The organism is Aeropyrum camini SY1 = JCM 12091, assembly GCF_000591035.1.
GTDB lineage: Archaea > Thermoproteota > Thermoprotei_A > Sulfolobales > Acidilobaceae > Aeropyrum > Aeropyrum camini.
In genome coordinates, this window is record NC_022521.1 from 907,666 (window position 1) to 926,107 (window position 18,442).

General features: G+C 58.8%; 20 protein-coding genes. 10 read left to right on the top strand and 10 right to left on the bottom strand.

The genetic code is table 11. The features are described 5' to 3' along the window. The first annotated feature begins 1 nt into the window (after position 1). The 3 genes from ACAM_RS04805 (at position 2) to ACAM_RS04815 (ending at position 2,700) form a co-directional block, all read left to right on the top strand. Positions 2-742, top strand: a complete 741-nt coding sequence (locus ACAM_RS04805; protein WP_022541693.1) for an NTP transferase domain-containing protein — start codon at positions 2-4, stop codon at positions 740-742. After that, entirely contained in the window at positions 726-1,364 is a 639-nt protein-coding gene (locus tag ACAM_RS04810) for a CDP-alcohol phosphatidyltransferase family protein (protein ID WP_022541694.1), read from the top strand. Before ACAM_RS04805 ends, ACAM_RS04810 begins: the two co-directional genes overlap by 17 nt. 157 nt (positions 1,365-1,521) lie before the next feature. After that, on the top strand, positions 1,522-2,700 hold the full coding sequence (locus tag ACAM_RS04815) for an inositol-3-phosphate synthase (protein ID WP_022541695.1): 1,179 nt from the start codon (positions 1,522-1,524) through the stop codon (positions 2,698-2,700). Here ACAM_RS04815 and ACAM_RS04820 read toward each other — a convergent pair. Continuing rightward, the gene (locus ACAM_RS04820; RefSeq protein ID WP_022541696.1) at positions 2,697-3,029 is read right to left on the bottom strand and encodes a hypothetical protein; all 333 of its coding nucleotides are present in this window, start codon (positions 3,027-3,029) and stop codon (positions 2,697-2,699) included. The two genes, ACAM_RS04815 and ACAM_RS04820, sit on opposite strands and share 4 nt — an antisense overlap. 90 nt (positions 3,030-3,119) lie before the next feature. Beyond that, on the bottom strand, positions 3,120-3,524 hold the full coding sequence (locus ACAM_RS04825) for a secondary thiamine-phosphate synthase enzyme YjbQ (RefSeq protein ID WP_232502333.1): 405 nt from the start codon (positions 3,522-3,524) through the stop codon (positions 3,120-3,122). Between the two features lie 211 nt (positions 3,525-3,735). On the opposite strand from ACAM_RS04825, the gene ACAM_RS04830 reads away from it, so the two are divergent. Both ACAM_RS04830 and ACAM_RS04835 read left to right on the top strand, forming a co-directional pair. Further along, positions 3,736-4,695: a replication factor C small subunit gene (locus ACAM_RS04830; protein ID WP_148706525.1), complete on the top strand. Its 960-nt coding sequence runs from the start codon at positions 3,736-3,738 to the stop codon at positions 4,693-4,695. A 4-nt stretch (positions 4,696-4,699) separates the two neighbouring features. Further along, positions 4,700-6,127: a replication factor C large subunit gene (locus ACAM_RS04835; RefSeq protein ID WP_022541699.1), complete on the top strand. Its 1,428-nt coding sequence runs from the start codon at positions 4,700-4,702 to the stop codon at positions 6,125-6,127. A 152-nt stretch (positions 6,128-6,279) separates the two neighbouring features. Here ACAM_RS04835 and ACAM_RS04840 read toward each other — a convergent pair whose 3' ends face one another. Together ACAM_RS04840 and pgsA are read right to left on the bottom strand one after the other, a co-directional pair. Then, positions 6,280-6,600 carry a hypothetical protein gene (locus tag ACAM_RS04840; protein ID WP_022541700.1) on the bottom strand — a complete coding sequence of 107 codons (321 nt, stop codon included), beginning with the start codon at positions 6,598-6,600 and terminating at the stop codon, positions 6,280-6,282. Beyond that, positions 6,597-7,181, bottom strand: coding sequence for an archaetidylinositol phosphate synthase (pgsA, locus tag ACAM_RS04845; RefSeq protein ID WP_022541701.1), 585 nt, complete (start codon positions 7,179-7,181; stop codon positions 6,597-6,599). The genes ACAM_RS04840 and pgsA overlap by 4 nt, the downstream gene beginning before the upstream one ends. Positions 7,182-7,295: 114 nt before the next feature. Here pgsA and ACAM_RS04850 point away from each other — a divergent pair, with 114 nt between their 5' ends. Continuing rightward, a complete protein-coding gene (locus ACAM_RS04850) occupies positions 7,296-8,480 on the top strand; it encodes a glycosyltransferase (RefSeq protein WP_232502277.1) in 1,185 nt (394 codons plus the stop codon). On the opposite strand, the gene ACAM_RS04855 is transcribed toward ACAM_RS04850, so the two are convergent. Both ACAM_RS04855 and ACAM_RS04860 read right to left on the bottom strand, forming a co-directional pair. Further along, the gene (locus ACAM_RS04855) at positions 8,477-8,803 is read right to left on the bottom strand and encodes an FUN14 domain-containing protein (RefSeq protein WP_022541703.1); all 327 of its coding nucleotides are present in this window, start codon (positions 8,801-8,803) and stop codon (positions 8,477-8,479) included. The two genes, ACAM_RS04850 and ACAM_RS04855, sit on opposite strands and share 4 nt — an antisense overlap. Before the next feature lie 51 nt (positions 8,804-8,854). Beyond that, positions 8,855-10,225 (bottom strand): tRNA (N(6)-L-threonylcarbamoyladenosine(37)-C(2))-methylthiotransferase, encoded by a 1,371-nt coding sequence (locus ACAM_RS04860; RefSeq protein WP_022541704.1) that lies wholly within the window; start codon positions 10,223-10,225, stop codon positions 8,855-8,857. A gap of 109 nt (positions 10,226-10,334) precedes the next feature. Here ACAM_RS04860 and ACAM_RS04865 point away from each other — a divergent pair, with 109 nt between their 5' ends. After that, positions 10,335-10,781: a translation initiation factor IF-2 subunit beta gene (locus ACAM_RS04865; RefSeq protein WP_022541705.1), complete on the top strand. Its 447-nt coding sequence runs from the start codon at positions 10,335-10,337 to the stop codon at positions 10,779-10,781. 25 nt (positions 10,782-10,806) lie between these two features. On the opposite strand, the gene ACAM_RS04870 is transcribed toward ACAM_RS04865, so the two are convergent. Further along, positions 10,807-11,670, bottom strand: coding sequence for a hypothetical protein (locus tag ACAM_RS04870; protein WP_022541706.1), 864 nt, complete (start codon positions 11,668-11,670; stop codon positions 10,807-10,809). A gap of 213 nt (positions 11,671-11,883) precedes the next feature. On the opposite strand from ACAM_RS04870, the gene ACAM_RS04875 reads away from it, so the two are divergent. Further along, positions 11,884-13,035 carry a radical SAM protein gene (locus ACAM_RS04875; RefSeq protein WP_022541707.1) on the top strand — a complete coding sequence of 384 codons (1,152 nt, stop codon included), beginning with the start codon at positions 11,884-11,886 and terminating at the stop codon, positions 13,033-13,035. A gap of 53 nt (positions 13,036-13,088) precedes the next feature. Continuing rightward, on the top strand, positions 13,089-13,760 hold the full coding sequence (tpiA, locus tag ACAM_RS04880) for a triose-phosphate isomerase (protein ID WP_022541708.1): 672 nt from the start codon (positions 13,089-13,091) through the stop codon (positions 13,758-13,760). Between the two features lie 5 nt (positions 13,761-13,765). On the opposite strand, the gene ACAM_RS04885 is transcribed toward tpiA, so the two are convergent. Next, positions 13,766-15,085, bottom strand: coding sequence for a hypothetical protein (locus tag ACAM_RS04885; RefSeq protein WP_022541709.1), 1,320 nt, complete (start codon positions 15,083-15,085; stop codon positions 13,766-13,768). Positions 15,086-15,133: 48 nt separating this feature from the next. Then, complete coding sequence (locus tag ACAM_RS04890; protein ID WP_022541710.1) at positions 15,134-17,281, bottom strand: GNAT family N-acetyltransferase; 2,148 nt, start codon at positions 17,279-17,281, stop codon at positions 15,134-15,136. Positions 17,282-17,442: 161 nt separating this feature from the next. On the opposite strand from ACAM_RS04890, the gene ACAM_RS04895 reads away from it, so the two are divergent. Then, positions 17,443-18,048: a DUF996 domain-containing protein gene (locus ACAM_RS04895; RefSeq protein WP_022541711.1), complete on the top strand. Its 606-nt coding sequence runs from the start codon at positions 17,443-17,445 to the stop codon at positions 18,046-18,048. On the opposite strand, the gene ACAM_RS04900 is transcribed toward ACAM_RS04895, so the two are convergent. Next, positions 18,032-18,427, bottom strand: coding sequence for a hypothetical protein (locus tag ACAM_RS04900; protein ID WP_022541712.1), 396 nt, complete (start codon positions 18,425-18,427; stop codon positions 18,032-18,034). The genes ACAM_RS04895 and ACAM_RS04900 overlap by 17 nt on opposite strands. Positions 18,428-18,442 lie beyond the last annotated feature (15 nt).

Here is an 18,442-nt window from a genome sequence, read left to right on the forward strand (position 1 = left end):
GGTGGCTGGCGCGGGCTTAGTGCTGGCGGCCGGCTTCTCGAAAAGGTTCCGCAGGGAGGTTGGTTTACACAAGGTTGCGGTTAGCGTGAAGGGGTACCCGCTGCTGTGCTATCCCCTAGCAAGCCTCATCCTAGCGGGGGTGGAGAGGGTTTTCGTCGTTGCTTCCCAGTTCAACCTAAACATTGTGGAGTCCGCCCTTGAGCAGTGTCCATACGAGGCCTCAGACACTATACTCTCCCCCCTCTCCATCCTCGGAAACGGCTTTAGCCTCGTCGAGGGCCTGATGGAGGCTGGTGCCAGAGGCTACGGTTGCCTAGCTGTCTCCATGGGGGACCACATCTACCCTCCCAGCATAGCTAGGAGGGTTCTCGAAGCGGGCTGCAACGCTCTCGGAGTAGACTCCAGGCCCGCCTATATAGACTTGCGGGAGGCTACACACGTCTCAATGGAACCCGGCGGCTTGAGGCTAGGGAAGGGTCTCGATGGGTGCTGCGTTGACATTGGACTCCACACACTGGATACTGGCTTGGCCGCCCTAGGATGTATAGACCCTTCTCCCGAAGGTGAGGCCGGAGTGTCCCAAGTCATAACCTGCGCCTCACAGCGGGGATACAGGTTTAGCCTAGTGGACGTCGGTGGAGGGCCCTGGACGGAGGTCGACTCTACCGAGGATCTAGAGAGGCTGCTGAGTGGGGTTGGATCCAGGGTGTTGGAGGCTGTCAGAGGTGAGTGGGGATTCTAAGCCCACGGACGGCCCGGTCTCCAGACTCCTGAACAGGAGGATAGCCTCTGCAATAGCCTCGGCAATAATAGCTCTTCAACTACCCCTAACACCTAACATGCTCTCCCTAATATCCTTCCTAACAGCCACAGCCGCAGCCGTGCTTATAGCGTTAGGACATTTTCTCGCCGGCGGGATTCTCGTCCAGGCCTCCTCTATTCTTGACGGTGTAGACGGTATTGTAGCGAGGAAGAGGGGCGTTGCATCAAGGGCTGGAGGCTTCCTGGACACCATGCTCGACAGGTATGCGGATACTGTTATCTACCTTGCAATAGCTTACGCCGCATCAGGCATCCCCGGTCTTGAGAAGTGGGCTGTCCTGGCGGCTGTAGCAGCTGTGTCGGGAGACATCTTGGTGAGCTATCTCCACACAAGGGGCGAGAGAGACGCGGGCGTCCACCCGTCGCTTGTGGGACCTCTAGACTCTCTGGCCTCGAGAGATGTCAGGCTCCTCGTTATTGCAGTACTTACAGCCGTTGCCAGGCCGTTCGAGGCTCTAGCCGCTGTGGCGTTTCTCTCTCACGTATACGTGGCGGTGAAGTCGGCCAGCATATTCTCCCTGCTCAAGTCCCGAGGTGCATAGCTGGTCGCCCACCTGCTCACTGGTAAACATTTAAATCCTTGAAGAGAAAACTTTTATTATAAGGCTTTCAAAAAATCCTGGAAAACCCGGGTTTAGCCTCATGGGATCTTGATTAGCCTAAAATAACTTTGGTACCCAGTCAGCGGGGTGGTGCTGTGTGGTGCGTATAGCAATCTTGGGGCAAGGCCTCGTCGCCACGCACCTGGCCGTTGGCCTTGAGAGGATAAAGTCCGGGGAGCTTGAGCCCATCGGGGTTCCTCTGGATAGGTTCGAGTACGAGATTCCCGTGGGTAGGCTAGAGATCGTGGGATCCTTCGACGTCGATCCCAGGAAGGTGGGTAAGACCCTCTACCAGGTTGCCCAGGACATGCTCGGCGGCCAACTGCCAGTCCCTAGAAGCCTCGAGGCGGTTAGGGTTGAGAGGGGTATACACGCTGGCAGCGTGAAGGGCCTTATACCGGGTGCCCGTGGTCTTGATGAGGAGCTGGGTATGGAGGAGGCTGTAGAGAAGGTTGCCGATAGGCTTCAGCATCTAAAGCCCGACGTGGTTATAAACGTGATAACAACCGAGAAGGCGGAGCCTTTCGAGACCGTCGGGAGTGTTAGGGAGAGGGTGAGTAAGGGTCTTGTAAGCGCTAGCCAGGCCTACGCCCTGGCCGTGCTCAGATATGCTGAGAGGGAGGCTAGGAGGGTCGCGCTCGTCAACGCCATACCAGCGCCTTTGGCCAACGACCCGGCTATCGTCTCCATGTACGAGAGTGCCGAGAGCCTTGTCCTAGGGGATGATGGAGCCACGGGAGCCACGCCCCTAACTGCAGACCTCTTGGAGCATCTTGCTGAGAGGAACAGGAGGGTCCTCTCGATAGCACAGTTCAACATAGGAGGAAACCTCGACTTCCTCGCGCTTACACTCCCGGAAAAGAACCTCATGAAGGAGAAGACTAAGAGCAGCGTTGTTAGGGACATACTAGGCTATGATGTCCCCCACTTCATAAAGCCCACAGGCTATCTGGAGCCCCTGGGGGACAAGAAGTTCGTCGCAATGCACATAGCCTGGAAGACCTTCAACGGCTTGGAGGACGAGCTAGTCGTTAACATGAGGATCAATGACAGCCCCGCCCTAGCCGGCCTCCTGGTCGACCTTGCAAGGATCAGCTATAGCCTGCTAGAGAGGGGGTACAAGGGTACCGTGTACGAGGTTAACGCGTTCTTCATGAAAAACCCTGGACCCAAGGAGGCTTCCAACATGGCACGGATAACAGCCTTCCACAACCTGGTGAAGCTCTTGCAGGGGCTAGGGGCTCTCAACACGGGAATCAACGGTGGCCAGCCTTAGACGCCGCCCTCCCCACCCTCCTCTTTATACGTGCTCTCGATGCAAGCATCCATGCAGTCCTGGGTCTCTTCCCTGCCAATACCATGTTTCTCAAGGCACTCCCTGAGGCACCTACACTCCCCCTCCTCAAGGGTTGATACCCTAAGCTCCGGTATACCGGGTGAAGGGCTAACTGCTACAATCCGGCAGTCTTCAAATACGAGTTCAAGGGCGTATGTGCTAAGGGCTACGCCGACGAGCCTTTTGCCTATAAGCAGGCTCAGCTCCTCCAACGTCCTCTCGAGAGCCTCCTCTAGAGACTCCCTCCCATTATCACTGCCTCTAGACAACAGGAGTTGGCACCCCACCCACCGCTGCAGGAGTCAACACTACCGTATGCTCGGCAACCTTATATAGCTCTTCCCCTACACCCCAGAAGCCTACTCTCCTACGTAGAGTAGGTTGACCGTCCTCTCCCGAGGGCCATCCATCTCTATGAAGAGTATTCTCTGCCACGTCCCTAGGGACAGCCTTCCCGACACAACAGGGATGACACGGCTGTCCCCTATTATAGTGTTGCCCAGGTGTGCGTGGGCGTTGACGTCGATAGTGTTGTGCTTCCACGGGCCTCCGGGCTTAGTGAGCTCCCTTATGAACTCTACTATATCCTCCATAAGCCTCGGCTCCGCCTCGTTAACCGCGACCGCGGCCGTGGTGTGGGGGACGTAGACAACTAGGAGGCCGTTCACACCGCCAACAGTAGAGAGCCACTCCTCAACCCTGCCTGTCACATCGAGAACCTGGAGTCTCCTCTCAGTCTTAACAGTGAAGTGCCCTGTCTCCACCTTCAAACACGGCCACCCTAGACTCTCTACTGTTATACTGCACAGTATTTAGGCGGCTTTAGCAGGTGTAGGTCCCGCCGCTGGCCCGGCGGCATAGTTTTTCGATTCTTCTCCCGACTGCGGCGGTTGCTCACCCGCTTACCTAATATAACACCCTACACGCTCAAAATACTCTCTAGAGGGTGCGATACTGTTGTCAAGCGTTCTGGAGATGCTCTGGGTGGAGAAATACAGGCCCAGGAGGCTGGACGATATTGTGGATCAGAAGCATGTTGTTGAGAGGCTAAAACAGTTTGTGAAGCAGAGGAACATGCCTCACCTGCTATTCGCCGGCCCGCCGGGGACGGGCAAGACGACTGCAGCACACGCCCTCGCCCACGACCTCTACGGCGAGAACTACAGGCAGTATATGCTCGAGTTGAACGCCAGCGACGAAAGGGGTATCAACGTTATAAGGGAGAAGGTTAAGGAGTTCGCCCGCAGCAGGACTCCTCCGGAGATACCGTTCAAGATTGTGCTCCTGGACGAGGCCGACAACATGACCAGCGACGCCCAGCAGGCGCTTAGAAGGCTTATGGAGCTGTATAGCAACGTGACCAGGTTCATATTGATAGCTAACTATCCCAGCAAGATTATAGACCCTATTCAGAGCAGGTGTGCCTTCTTCAGGTTCCAGCCCCTCTCGAAGCAGGATGTGATAGAGAGGCTGAGATATATCGCCGAGAACGAGGGGGTAGAGTATGAGGAAGAGGCGCTAGACGCTATATACGAGATAAGCGAGGGCGACATGAGGAGGGCGATAAACGTACTGCAGGCGGCAAGCTATCTCGGCAAGGTGACTGTAGACGCCGTCTACAGGGTGGTGGGCATGGCCAAGCCTAGAGAGGTTAGGGAGATGCTCGCCACTGCTCTGAAAGGAGATTTCACAGCAGCTAGAAGCCTCCTCAGGAAGATCATGATAGAGTATGGGATGAGCGGGGAGGATGTTGCGCGGCAGATACACCGGGAGCTGTTCTCCACCGAGCTTAAGATGCCCGAGGAGCTCAGGGTCCTAGCCGCCGACTACCTGGGAGAGGTTCACTACAGGCTGGTTGAGGGTAGCGACGATGACATACAGCTCTCGGCATTCCTCGCGTGGCTCGCGATGATGGCGAGGAAGCTGGAGGTATAGTGGGTTGCCGATACAGGCACGCTCAACCCGGGTACCCTGGGTTATAAAGTATAGGCCGAGGCGTGTGGAAGACGTTGTCAACCAGGATCAGGCTAAGAAGGTCCTTGCCCCCTGGTTTAAAGCGTGGCTCGGGGGGAGGAAACCCGATAAGAGGGCCGCCCTCCTATACGGCCCCCCAGGCGTGGGCAAGACGAGCCTCGTCGAAGCTATAGCTAACGAGTTTAACCTGGAGATGATAGAGCTTAACGCGAGCGACTATAGGAGGAGGAGCGATATCGAGCGTATAGTCGGTGCTGCCTCCCGCAAGAAGAGCATGTTCCGGAGGGGTGTTGTGATCCTGTTAGACGAGGTGGACGGCATAAACCCCAGGGAGGACGCGGGGGGTATAGAGGCTCTCCTCTCCATCATAAAGACTACAGAGAACCCCATAGTGATGACGGCCAACGACCCGTGGAAAGACTTTCTGAGGCCCCTGAGGGAGGCCAGCCTCCTGGTCGAGTTCAAACCGCTAACTCTTACCCAGATAATCTCCGTCCTCCAGAGGATATGCGAGGCTGAAAGGATAGAGTGCGAGAGGGACGCCCTACGCTACATAGCTGAGAGGAGTGAGGGCGACCTCAGGTCGGCTATAAACGACCTCCAGGCAGTTGCCGAGGGCTACGGGAGGGTGACGCTAACACTAGCCAGGGAGATAGTCAGGGGGAGGGAGAAGAGCATAGACATTTGGAGAACGCTAAACCAGGTGTTCTACAAGCCCAGGCAGGCGTGGATTGCGAGGAAGGCGGTAAGCCAGAGCGAGAAGGACTATGAGGAGCTGATAGGCTGGATAAACGACAACATACCCAGGAAGTATGGAGAGCCTTCAGACCTGTTCAGGGCCTTCGACGCCCTGGCTAGAGCGACTGTATTCCTCGGAAGGGCCAAGTTCGGGGGTAACTGGGAGCTGCTTTCGTACGTTTTCGACCTAATGGGACCGGGTGTAGCCTATGCTAGGATGGAGGGGGAGGTCCTCAAGACTAGATACTCCTACCCTGAGAAGATCAGGATGATGGCCCAGCTCCGCGGGGTTAGGGAGACTAGGGAGAAGCTGGCTGAGGTCCTCGCCAAGAGGCTTTTAACAAGCAAGAGAACCGTGAAGACCGAGGTCCTCCCTATCCTACATTACATGTTCAGGAGCTCCAGAGACCCCACAAAGCCTGCCTTGATAGCTCTGGAATACGGGTTCACAGAGAGCATGATAGAGCTTCTCGCGGGCAGCCGTAAGAGCGAGATACTGAAGGCGGTGGCCACACTCAAGAAGGCGAGGCTCTCTGAGAAACCCGCTAAACCCTCGGCCGCAGAGGCAGGAGGGGAGAAAGGCGGGGAGAGGCGGAAAGCCAGGAGGAGGGAGAGGAAGGGGGTGGGCCTCGACTTCTTCCTCGGAGAACAGTAGCCCGCCCCCAGCAACGGTTGAAAGGACAGAGGGAAACACAGTTATACCCCGGGGCCAGCCCCACCTCCCCGCCCCGCCGATGCCAGCGGGACACCCGCTAGGATGAGGCGGGGAGCGCACGGGGCTGGCCACACAGTGTGCTTTTCCAGCGCCTACTCTCCGGTCTCCAGTTCTCGCCTCAGCTTTAAGAGCAGGCTGGTTGGAGCCTCCACATAGACTTCACCCTTATCCTCCACAATACTTATGCCCAGCCTCTCCAGTCGTTCCGAGTACGTGGGGGCCGATAGCTCGTGTAGCAGGTCCTCGACGACATAGCTTGTGGGCTCCTCCCTCTTCGCCCTGATTAGGCTTGAGATGTGTATCTTAAACCTCTCCTGGCCGGAGGCCTCTAGAATATCGATGACACCCGCCCTAAGCCTCGCAAACCCCCTCAAAAGCCTGAGTAGAGTTTCAACCGGGTCCTCCCTAGTCAACCCCTAAGCTCACCCACGATATATATCGTCCTCTGGGCCACTGTTATCCAGACCAGCGCCGCCACCGCTATAGCCAGCGCTTCTGCTGCCTGGATGTTGTAGACCGAGACGGCAAGTATTGCCAGGATAGCGAGGGATCTCTCCCCCCTCTCCATAACCCCCCTCCCCCTAACTTCTAGCCCGAGGCTCTCGCCCTTCGCCCTCAGGTACGGCACTATCAGCCCCCCGGAGAGCATCGCCATGACCACTAGCGGGTGCACCCCGGCTATGTAGAGTGCGACGTGGTATAGCGTGTCCGATACCCTGTCGAGGCTGGAGTCGAGGAAGGAGCCGAGTAAGCTGGCCCTACCTGTAAACCTGGCCACCGCCCCGTCCACAGCGTCGAGCGCGAGGGAGAGGGCTATTAGTAGGAGGCCAGCGGCGGGGGATGCGTATAGCCACGCTGGTATTGCTGCAGCTGCGGCCACAGGGCTCGCTAGGGTATAGACATTGGGGTTTGGCGTGGCCTTCGAGAGTAGTGCGGCAAGCCTTGGAGCCACCCTGGCCTCATAGAATCCCCTCAGCCTGTTGATAACCCCCAAGACCGGCCTGCACCTCTACTCCTCATGGGGCCCTCGATACCGTTGAGCGCATCCACACTCTTTAAACTGGGCGGCATACCCCCTTTACCTTTGGATGCGGCGGATGCTCTGGGGGTGCCTAGGTCTGAATTGGCGTTGAAGATAGCGTTTGTATCTCGATATCCTCCGGTGCACTGCGGCGTCGGCGAGTACACCAGGATGCTGGCCTCAGGGCTAAGGACAGTCCTCCCCTCGGCATCTATAAGGGTGTATTCCACGGGGGAGGCCGGGTGGGAGAGGTATTACGACGAGCCTCTCGGGGTCGAGATAATCCCGTCTTACATGAGGCGTGACCCCTCCTATGAGGGGCTTATAAAGAACCTGGAGGATGATGGCGGGGCTGACGTTGTCCACCTTCAGCACGAGTACGGTATCTACGGTGACGGGCCACGTATCGTAGACGCCCTGCTGGAGACTCTTAAGAGGGGGTTGGCATCCGCTGTCGTGGCAACATTCCACACTGTGGTTCATAAGCAGAGTACGGCGAGCCAGGAGAGGCTGGAGACGCAGAGGAGGGCCAGCAGGCTCCACGCTATAATAACCCACAGCATACTCATGGAGTTCGAGCTCCAGGCACAGGGGGTCGATCCCAGCGTCATAGTCAAGATACCCCATGGCACCCTGGTGAACCCTTACCTCGGCTACCCGAGGCATAGGCTGGCGGAGAAGCTCGGTGTTGAGGTGGAGGACTCCGAGCTCCTCCTAGTTACCCCCGGGTTCCTGAGGCCTGACAAGGGGTTGGACATCCTGGCCAGCGCCGCGGCCCTTGTGGGCGACAGCAGGCTTAGGATAGTGGTGGCGGGCGAGCCCATGGGGGTGGCCCCCGAGGAGATACCCTCTATGGGGGGCAGGATAAAGGTTATAGAGAAGTATCTCTCGACGGACGAGATACTCATGCTGGCCGCCATGAGCGACGCTATAGTCCTACCCTACAAGGATAGGCCGGGGAAGTATAGTGTAAGCGGCGTCCTACACCTCAGCATGGGGAGTCTGAAGCCGGTTCTCGGGACGAGGGTGCCGAGGCTTGTGGAGCTCTACGAGTATTCGCCCATGCTGACAGTGCCCCCAAGGAGCCCGGAGCTGCTGGCCCGGAGGATGGAGTGGCTCTCTAGAAACTATGAGATCGCCGCCTCGGCGAGCGCCCAGCTCTACAGCTATGCCGCGGCTACACAGTGGCCGATGGTGGCTAGCCAGCACATAGCGCTTTACAGGGGTGTGATGGAGGGGAAGCCCCCCGCCTATTACAACTACTGGCGCTAGCCGTATTTGAAGCCCAGGGAGAAACCTACTAGGAAGCTGGCGGCGAAGGGTGTGGCGGCTATTATGTAGGACTTTAGGCTGGCGGCGGCCGCCTCACCCCCCGAGATAGCCCTCTCAACAAGGAGGGCGAGCTTGTCCCAGTTTACGCTTACCACGCCGTAGTATGCTAGGCCTAGGAGGCCCAGGGTGAACACACCAACTGCGAGGAGGAGGATCTTTATAGCCTTTTTGAGGGCATAGCCGGCGGCGAACCCCAGGATGCCGCCGCCCCCCAGCTGTAGCAGCACGCCTGTGAAGATGTCGCCAGCAGTGATTTCAGCCATATCAGCCCACCACAAATATAATGCTCTGCACCGCCGGGTGATAAGGATTAGCTAGGGTTCAAGCTCGAATCTGGAGGACCTCAGGTCGAAGAACGTCGCCTCCTCCACCTCCGCGTATACCCACCTTCCCATCGCCTCCTCGCTGTAGGGGAGGACTATAGGCGTGTAGTTGTCCAGCCTCCCGGTCATGCTGCCCTCCCTCCATGAGCGCTCGGCGACGAGGGCCCTGACCCTACGGCCCACATACCTCTTGTTAAGCTCCAGGCCTATCTCAGCCACTATTCCCCCCAGTATCCTGCTCCTCTCCTTCTTCACACTGTCTGGAACCTGCTCCATGGAGGCGGCCTCGGTGTGGGGTCTGAGGCTGTACTGGGCTAGGTGTACCTTCTCGAACCTCAGCTCCTTCACAAGCCTTACAGTATTCCAGAAGGCCTCCCAGGTTTCGCCGGGGTGGCCAACTATTATGTCGGTAGCCACCATGGCGTCGGGGAACCTGGACTTTATCTTCCTATGTATAGCCTTGTATTCCTCGACTGTGTAGTTCCTCTTCATAATCTTGAGGACCTCGTCGTCACCGCTCTGGACTGGGAGGTGGAAGTACTTGTAGACCCTCTCATCCCTATAGACGTCAAGGAGGCTGTCTAGATAGGGCTCCACCTGGTCGGGAGTCATCATGCCTATCCTGATCCTATAGTCCCCCTCAACCTTCTCCAGAATAGTAGCCACAAGGTCGGCTAGGTTCGGCCTGCCAGGTAGGTCTACACCGTAGACGGCAACATCTGTCCCTGTCAGCCTTATCTCCCTAGCACCCCTCTCAACAGCCTCCCTAACCCTCTCCACTATAATCCTGGGGCTGTAGCTCTTCACCTGCCTCCTGGCAACCTTGGTTATGCAGAAGCTGCAGTCGCCTAGACAGCCCTCCTGTATCATCACGGTTACAACAGCGTCGGTGACGGGGAGGGGTGGCATGGAGCTCGTGTCCCTTTGGCCCTCCAGAACCACAAGCCTTCTTCCATGATCGAGCGACTCAACCGCTTCGAGAACCCTTTCAACAGCCTGGGGCGCGAGGAGGCTAGCCTCGGGCATGAGCCTCGCCACAAGCCCGGGCCTCGCCCTGACAAGGCAGCCAGCCACCACGTACTTCTTGTCTGGTAGATCTAGCCTCAGCTTCTCTAGCCTCTCAGCTATCCTCTGCTCCGTGTCTAGCCTTACTGCGCAGGTGTTGACGAGGATAACGTCGGCATCTTCAGGCCTCTCCACACGCCTGTAGCCGGCCTCCTCGAGCCTGGACGCCATTATGAGGGCGTCGAACTCTGAGAGCGAGCATCCATACACCTCTAGGTAGTACTTTCTGCTACTCACGGCGCCGCCTCTACCGTTCTTGCCGTGGAGGGCCGCTCCCGCTTTGCCTGTGCACTCCATTCTTCTTCACCACGGGTGTGGTTTATTGGGTGTATGGGCGGTGTGGAGCCGCCATGTGTATAATACTATAATATCCCCGGGGGTTGATATATCGCTGTTGGGTGTTCGGATGGCTGGCAGGGTTTTGGATGAGGAGGCCGAGAGGCTTATGGACTATGATTATCTTCTCGAGAAGCTCTACAAGAAGGTGCCGCCGAAGAGCGGTACGGCTGAGTACCGCATACCCGAGCCCCAGATAATCAGGATAGGGAGCCAGACCGTGATTAGGAACTTCAGGGAGATATCACAGGCTCTCAAGAGGGACCCGAAGCTGGTTGCGAGGTATCTGCAGAAGGAGCTGGCCACAGCGGCGAGCTACGAGGAGGAGAGCGGCCAGCTCATCCTCAACGTCAAGGTCTCTAGGAAGGTTATAAACCAGTTCCTCCAGCTGTTCATGAAGATCTACGTCCGCTGTCCAACATGCGGGAGCATAGACACCAAGCTGCTGAGGCAGGAGAGGACCTACATATTAAAGTGCGAGGCGTGCGGTGCAGAGCAGCCTGTGAAGCCTATTTAGACCCTGAGGACCTCCAGATGGCTGTCTAGACGGTCCAGGGGAGCCTCGCGTCGAGAACATCCTGGAGGCTGGCCTTCACGAGGACCACAAAGCTTCTCCCCTGGGAGTCGAAAGTGTGGTCGACAGCGACGTAGCCTGCGGATAGGAGGCTGGTTATAGCACGCCTAGTGGCCTCCCTCCACCTCCTCGCAGCCTCAACCCCCAGCTCCTCCCTAACCCTGGTAATGCTTCTGGGGAGGGCTACAAGCGCCACCCTTGCACCCGCAGCCTCCCGAGGTTGGGGTGTGCTGTCGCCGCTGTGGGCGAGAGCCTCGACCGCGCCGTATACCCTCTTAAGCTCCTCAGCGGGTGGCGGGCGAAGCCTGCCCTCCAGCTTCATCCTCACCAGCCTGGAGTCCAGCCACCACTCTGCGACGACCCTATCGCTCCCCAGACCCCTGTTTATCTCGTCAGTCATCTCGCCGTAGTAGTTCACCTTGTAAACCCTGTATATAGCCCCCAGCTTGGCCAGGTTGAACCTCGTGTTAAGGCTTTGAAGCGGGTCGAAGGTCCACTTGGCCAGTCTTACACCCTCACTGAGGACCTCCTCCCTCTGCCTAGCCTTCAGGGCGAACCCGATGCCACGGTACTTGTAGCCCTCCTCCACACCCGTTGCGTGGCTGTAGAAGTACCTAGACTCCCCGCAGCCCACATACCATCCATAGCTCGCGCCAACCATCCTCCCATCGGCGAAAGCCCCAAGCACCAGGCCGCCGTTGTCTACCAGCGCCCTGAGGATGTGCGGCGCCACCACCTCCCTATAATCCCTGCTACCCCAGGCCCTAGCATGCACCTCAACAGCCTCCTCAAGCTCCACCGGGTCTACCAGCCTTCTAACCACAACCTCCACCGCTAAATCGCCTCCAAACAAGTCTGGCGAGCGGCGCCTCGGAGGGCTGGAGAGGCCATCAACCCCTCTGGGGCCTCCCTAGTCAACGCCTTCCACACGGGCGCCGCCCCGGAATTTAGAAAGTATGTTGGCCCCGCTGTTTAGCCTTCCGCCACTGGGGGGTGCTAAGGTTTAGGCTGGGCCCGTGTTATAATGTATAGTTGGGGGTGTGGTATGCCGATATACGCGGCTCCGGAGTGGTATCTGGTTAGGCCTGACGCCCTGTACGTCTGGAGGAGATACCCCCAGGTCGAGGAGAAGCTTGGGTGGTATGTGAGGGTTATGAGGGGGGAGGAGCCGCCGAAGTTTAGGATAGTGCGTTCTTTCGAGGTCGGGTTCGACAGTTTGGAGGATGTTAAGGAGGCTTCGACTGAGGAGCTGTGGAGGGAGCATGAGAGGGTTGCGGGGGAGTTTAGGAGGCTTTATAGGAGTCTGCGGGAGGGCGGGAGCTACGAGGAGGGTCTCGAGGATGCTAGTCCCAGCTTGATGGACGTCAAGGTGGAGCTAGTCAGGAGGCTTGCGAGCCCGTGCGAGCTGTGCGAGAGGAGGTGTAGGGTGGAGAGGGCTAGGGGGCGTAGGGGGGCCTGTAGGCTGGCTTGGGATGTCTATGTTCACAGCGCATTCCTCCACCTAGGGGAGGAGGCGCCCCTGGTCCCCAGCGGGACCATATTCTATGGCGGCTGCAACTTCACCTGCGTCTTCTGCCAGAACTGGGATGTAAGCCAGTGGAAGGCTAGGGAAGCGGTGCCTGTAACGCCAGTGAGGCTGGCGGAGATTCAGGACAGGCTGGCTGAGGCTGGCGCCAGGAATATTAACCATGTCGGCGGCGACCCTGTGCCCAGCCTCCACGTTATCGTCGAGAGCATGAGGTACGCCAGCCACTCCAAACCCCAGCTGTGGAACAGCAACATGTACATGACGCTGGAGGCTCTCGACATTCTCGTGGACCTGATAGACATTTGGCTCCCCGACCTCAAGTTCGGCAACAATAGGTGTGCCATGAGGCTTTCAGCGGTCCCCCGGTACTGGGAGGTGACGACGAGGAACATAAGGATAGCCGCGGAGCATGGAGACATGATAGTGAGGCATCTGGTCATGCCGGGCCATGTAGAGTGCTGTACCAAGCCCGTGCTCAGGTGGATAGCCGAGAACCTGGACGGCGGGGTCCTAGTCAACATTATGGACCAGTACCACCCCGACAACCTCGTCCTAAGAATGCCCCACAAATGGCCGGAGATAGCGAGGAGGCCCAGCCGGAGGGAGATTGAGGAGGCGTGGAGATACGCCGAGCAGCTGGGGCTCGACTGGGAGCCCGTGACAAAGTAGGGGGCTAAGCCTTAACAGAGGCGGCCTGGAACCATGTGTGTGGTGACCCAGTATTGAAGCCCGTTCTCGCGGTTAACATGAAAACCTATAGATCCGCCTTTGGACCCGAAGGGAGGAGCCTGGCCAGAGACGCTGGCCGTGTAGCCCAGGAGGCTGACGTTAGGGTTATACTAGTGGCTCCCCTGGTTAACGCCTCCTCCATAGCCGGTGTCTACGGCGACGTGTACATCCAGCACGCAGACCCCCTCGACCTTGGCGCCCACACGGGCTACACGCCGGTGGAGGCCGCAGCCCTGGAGGGCTTCAAGGGTGTCATGGTGAACCATAGCGAGCACAAAGTAACCTATAGGCACCTCCAAGCGGTGGTTGAGAGGGCGAGGGAGCTGGGGCTCGAGGTCCTCGCCTGCGCCGACACGCCCGAGGAGGCGGCGGCTGCCGCCCTCCTGAAGCCAGCTATGGTTGCCCTCGAGCCTCCGGAGCTTATTGGGACAGGCATACCCGTGTCCCGGGCTAAACCAGAGGTTATAACACGGGGGGTTGAGGCGGTGGCCAGCGTAGACAGGGGGGTGGCTGTGCTGGCTGGCGCGGGCATAACCAGCGGAGAGGACGCCAAGCGTGCTGTCGAGCTGGGAGCCAGGGGGGTGCTGGTAGCGAGCGCTGTTATGAAGGCTAAAGACCCCTACAGGAAGATGCTGGAGCTGGCCGAGGCTATGGCTAGAGTATAGTGGCGTCACGCCTGCTGACCAGCCTCTCCGCCACCAGCCCCTGCCTCCAGCCCCTCCTCAAGCATTGAGGCGAGCCGTGGGAGGTCCTCCAGCGCCATCCTCGCCAGAGCCTCCTCAAGCCTCCTCCTATCCACCTGAACCCCCATGAGCCAGAGCCTATGCTCCACCTCGTCTAGAGGAGTGTCTACAACCTTCTCGAAATAGGGCTCCAGAGCCTCCGCCAGCTCCTCCACAGGCCCCCTACTACCTATCTCTACCCCGTCCACAACCGCCACGCCCTCGGCCTCCAGCTCACGCCTTATCGCACCCGGTACTGGGGCCCTGGAGACCAGGACTAGTAGGTCGGGCTTGTACACCTCCCTGTATAGGAGGACTAGCCTGTGCTCCCTAACCCTAACCCCCTCCCTCCTCTCCTCCCTCCGGCCCGGCTCCACCCCCAGTATGTCAGCCAGCCCCGTCTTAAGCCCCTCGAACCACCTTTCGTACCATTCCTCCGCCGAGAACCTCTTCACCAGGGGGCCCTTGAGGTATCTAACCCTATCGTACCAGTCCTCAAGCTCCTTAAACTCAACCACGACACTCGGCCTCTTAACCCTAGGCCTCCCCTCAACCCACTCCACCATATCCAGCACCCTACCCCCGTAGATTATCATGTCGGGCCGCAGGCTCGTGTAGAGGCTCCACGTCCTCTCCAGCCCCCTGGAGTCGCCCCAGCCCACCGGGCGGGGTGCTTCGAGGTAGAAGCTAGCCTCCCTGGCGCCTGGGAGCCTGACTACAGCGTTAGCCGGTATGCTCCCGCCCCTCTGCCTCCCCTGCCTCTCTATGTGGAGGAACCCGTGGTCGGGGTAGACTATGGAGGCCCCCCTGCGGCCATACTCAGCCACGAGGGCGAGGAAGACCCAGTGCTGGTAGATGCTCCTCAGGTTTGTCGCCATGCTGGTGTTCAGCGCGTTCCTAGCCTTCGACATGAACTCCTCGGGGGAAAGCCTCCCACGGGCAAGGTCTATTGAGTATTGGAAGAGCTTCTTAGCCAGGTGGCCCCGGGGGTCTTCTATGAAGCTCCTCAGCTCCTTGGGGAGCAGCACCCCCCTGAGGCTGGCAGCCCTGCGGGCCCTCTCGAGCTCTCCCCTGAAAATCTCAACCCACTCTGCAGCCCTCTCCAGGCCGCTGGCCAGCACCGCCTCTACAATGGTGAGCCTCAGCCTCTCGAGAAGCTCTCCCGCACCCTCTCTGAAGACTGGCCTTCCGTCTACAAGCCTTACGCTCCCTCTAACCGCCTCAAACATCTCAGCCGCCACACCGGCCCCTAGGGCTTCCGAAGCCAAGGCCCCCCGGTACACCCCCCGGGGATAGGGTGTCGGGGTTTAGGGGTATTACGGTATTACCCTGCTGCTCCATATACCCCTAGCATCCTCCAGAACCTCCCTTAGAAACCCCTCAACCAGCTCTACAGCCTCCTCAACCGTCTCAGCGCCCATTATGGAGGCGACCTCGCTGTAGGGTTTGCCCTGTACAACCCTTGCAACAGCACCTATAACCCTGGGGTCTTTGGGGTTCCAGCTGCGGGTTGCTAGGAGTGCGTTTGCAAAGGCTATGTAGACGGCGTCGAAGGCCTGGTCGGCCATAGCTTCTCCCTTGAGGAATCCCTCTAGATGTCTTGCCTGGACTCTGGTGAGGCCTAGGGGAGGAGTGGAGGGCGGCGTGCTGTGGAGTAGGAGCGCCAGCTTCTCCGCCGCCAGATCCCGGTATATGCTTGAGCCCGCTAGGACTAGCTTGTGGGAGAGGGCTTTGGATGCGGCCTCAACGATCTCCCCGCCCCTCTCGTCCAAGGGCTTTGCTAGGGCTATGTTCTTCTCGCCTGTAACCCTGTTGTATCGCGGGCTTATGTAGAAGGGTGTGAAACCGTTTTTGATCCAGAAGGGTATGACGTCGTGCCTTGAGAACATGGTGGTTAGGAGGCTGGCCCCCGACTCTCTCGCCCTCTCCTCAATGTACCCAAGGAGCCTGGATCCCAGGCCCCTGCGCTGTATTTTCTCGTGTACCGCTATCCTAGAAACCCTCCACCCCCTAAAAGCCGCATCGCTGGCGCCAGCCATGTAGAGTAGCCTGTCCAAAGCAATCCTAGCCTCCTCCTCGGCTTCAGGAGCCTCGATCACAACGTCGGCCACCGCCGCTGGCGTACCTCCCGCTGTTAAGGCGTAGATCCTGTGGTGGGTGCTCTCGAGCATCGCCAGCAGGTCGTCGGGCGTGTTCCGGTAGTGGGCCTGGACCAGTATGCCGTACACACTCTCCAGAACCCTCCTCTCCCTCGCGAGGACCTCCCTAGGCACCTCCACAGCATGGAGTTCAGAGAGGTCTTCGGGCTCGGCTGGCTCGGCCTTGAGCAGGAAGACCCTGTAGAGCCACCTCTCCAGGGGGTCGCCGGGGAGGTAGCGTATGGGCTCGGCCAGCTCCAGCTCCATATATGGCTTGGGGAGTATGGTTGGGAGTAGCCTTGCGAAAGCCCTGCCACTCCCCTCGTAGCCGTGTATAGTCGTCGCCACAAGCGTCTTACCCGCCCTCCAGGACAGCCTCCTTACCCTCGCCACACCGACTGCGGCGGCCTCGTCAACGACAACCAGGGGCGCGGGCTCCGCGGTGTCGGGGGGGTCGTATGCAACTCTAAACCACGCTCCAGAGACCCTGACGACCTCGCCCCCCGAGGCTCTGACAACCCTGTATCCCCCGACGCCGAGGACCTCAAGCCCCCTCAACAGGCCGGACATCATGCTTTGGACCGACAAGGGGGTGGGCCCGACGACGATAACCCTCCCTATAAGCCTCCTCCACGCGGCGTAGGCGAGGGCCAGGCCTAGGACGTAGCTCTTCCCCCGCCCTCTATCACCCTTCACCAGGGCGCTGCGCCACCTGCCCCTGAGGAAGCGGGCTAGGGCTTCTAGAGCTCTAGCCTGGCTCTCAGACCTGCAGGCCGCTGCGAGCTTCCTTGGGACGCCGGAGGCGGGGGAAGGCTTGTATCCATCTAGACTCCAAGACGTGCCCACGCCCTCTGAGAGATCTGTTGACCGGGAAACAATCCTCCCGGCATCGGCGTCCACCCAGAGGTGGAGCGGGTTATCCTTTATGGAGGAGATCAGGTACTGCCTGTAGAGGCCTGTCCCCCCGGGAGGACCTGGATCCCACTCGCCCGGCGGGTCGGCCACTATCGCCAGGAATCCTCTTGAGCGTATGGTCTCGCCGGCGCCAGCTATTATCGAGGGCCTTATGAGACCCTCAACCGCTATTATAGCAGCGGAGAACTCTCCCCCCAGTATCCTCTCTATAGAGCCTGGAGGAGCCCAGGCTTTGCAGAGGCTTGAGAGCCCCTTGGAGGATGGAGCTACTATGGCGCAGTCACCACTAGCATAGCGTGACAGCTTCTCGGCCCAGCCTATCATATCCCTGGTACCCACGACCACTAGTCCCCTCTGCCTGGACTCCCGGAGGATCTGGAGGAAACGGTTAATCTCCCCCTCAACACCCATTCTACACACCCACTGGTGAGCGTGGGAGTTCCGAGAGTTTGAAGCCTTGCACCCCCCTCTAGACCGGTTTTTGCATGTTGAATCTACCGCTTTGTTAGACCTAGTTTTCATCGTGAAAGTTTAATAATATTAGTGGTATCGTATTAAGCGGTGTAACGGTTTTGGCTTCAACACCCCAGGATTTTGGGACCGCTAGGATGCTCGGGATAGCCGGGTCCGCCCTAGTTCTCCTGGGCATCCTCGTACCGCTTGCCAGTATAGTGGGCTTCATACTCGTGCTGGTTTCCCTTTACATGCTTTCTAAGATGCTTGGGGAGGAGTCTATATTCCGCAACGCAGTTATTAGCGTGGCTCTCTCGATAGCAGGCTTCCTGGCGTTCATCTTCATAACAGGAGCAAGCCTCTTCACCCTGGCTACAGGAAGGGCCTTCGAGCCCGGGGAGATAGAGGCCCTCTCGGCCGCCGGGATCGGGGGGTTGATACTAGGGTTCATAGTGTTCTACGTCCTCCTGGTTGCATCCGCCGTGTTCTTCCGGAGGGCTCTCGACACGCTTGCGGAAAAATCTGGTGTAGACATGTTCAGGTACGCGGGGCTGGCCTACCTAATCGGGTCCATCACCCTCATAATCATAATCGGGGGTCTCGTCCTCCTAGTGTCGTGGGTGCTGCTGCTGGTAGGCTTTATACAGCTCAAAGCACAGGAGGGGGGCGTGGAGAGCCCGACAGCCCCCATGCAGAGCCCGGGCGTGGCTACAGGCCGAATCTAAGCATCCAACCTACAACCACCAAACCCGCGGTTACCGCAGCAGCCGCTAGGAGGAGCATCTTCACCGTTGCCTCCATCCCTCCGCCTTTCCTGGCTGCCAGCCTGTAGTGTGCGTAGCCCCCTACAACGAAAAGCAGTATGTACAATGCTATCTTAGCGTGAGCTAGCGGGGGGTAGCCGCGTAGGTGGGCCATGGCCAGCCCCGTAACGCCAGCGAGAACTATACCCAGGGTCGCGGGCCATCCTGTGAGCCTCAGCACCTCCCTTAGCTCATCGTCTCTGCCCCGGGCGAGCATCCATAGTGAGTTGAATATAGCTCCAGCCCAGAGTATGGCCGCTAGTACGTGCAACAGCTGGAGCGCCATGTAATACTGAGGCAAAGGCCCTCCACCCTA

What these genes read in the sequence shown, in the direction of transcription:
- ACAM_RS04830 (WP_148706525.1), top strand. Translation starts at nt 3,736, where the DNA reads ATGCTCTGGGTGGAGAAATACAGGCCCAGGAGGCTGGACGATATTGTG.
- ACAM_RS04855 (WP_022541703.1), bottom strand. Translation starts at nt 8,803, where the DNA reads ATGGCTGAAATCACTGCTGGCGACATCTTCACAGGCGTGCTGCTACAG.
- ACAM_RS04860 (WP_022541704.1), bottom strand. Translation starts at nt 10,225, where the DNA reads ATGGAGTGCACAGGCAAAGCGGGAGCGGCCCTCCACGGCAAGAACGGT.
- ACAM_RS04865 (WP_022541705.1), top strand. Translation starts at nt 10,335, where the DNA reads ATGGCTGGCAGGGTTTTGGATGAGGAGGCCGAGAGGCTTATGGACTAT.
- ACAM_RS04875 (WP_022541707.1), top strand. Translation starts at nt 11,884, where the DNA reads ATGCCGATATACGCGGCTCCGGAGTGGTATCTGGTTAGGCCTGACGCC.
- ACAM_RS04890 (WP_022541710.1), bottom strand. Translation starts at nt 17,281, where the DNA reads ATGGGTGTTGAGGGGGAGATTAACCGTTTCCTCCAGATCCTCCGGGAG.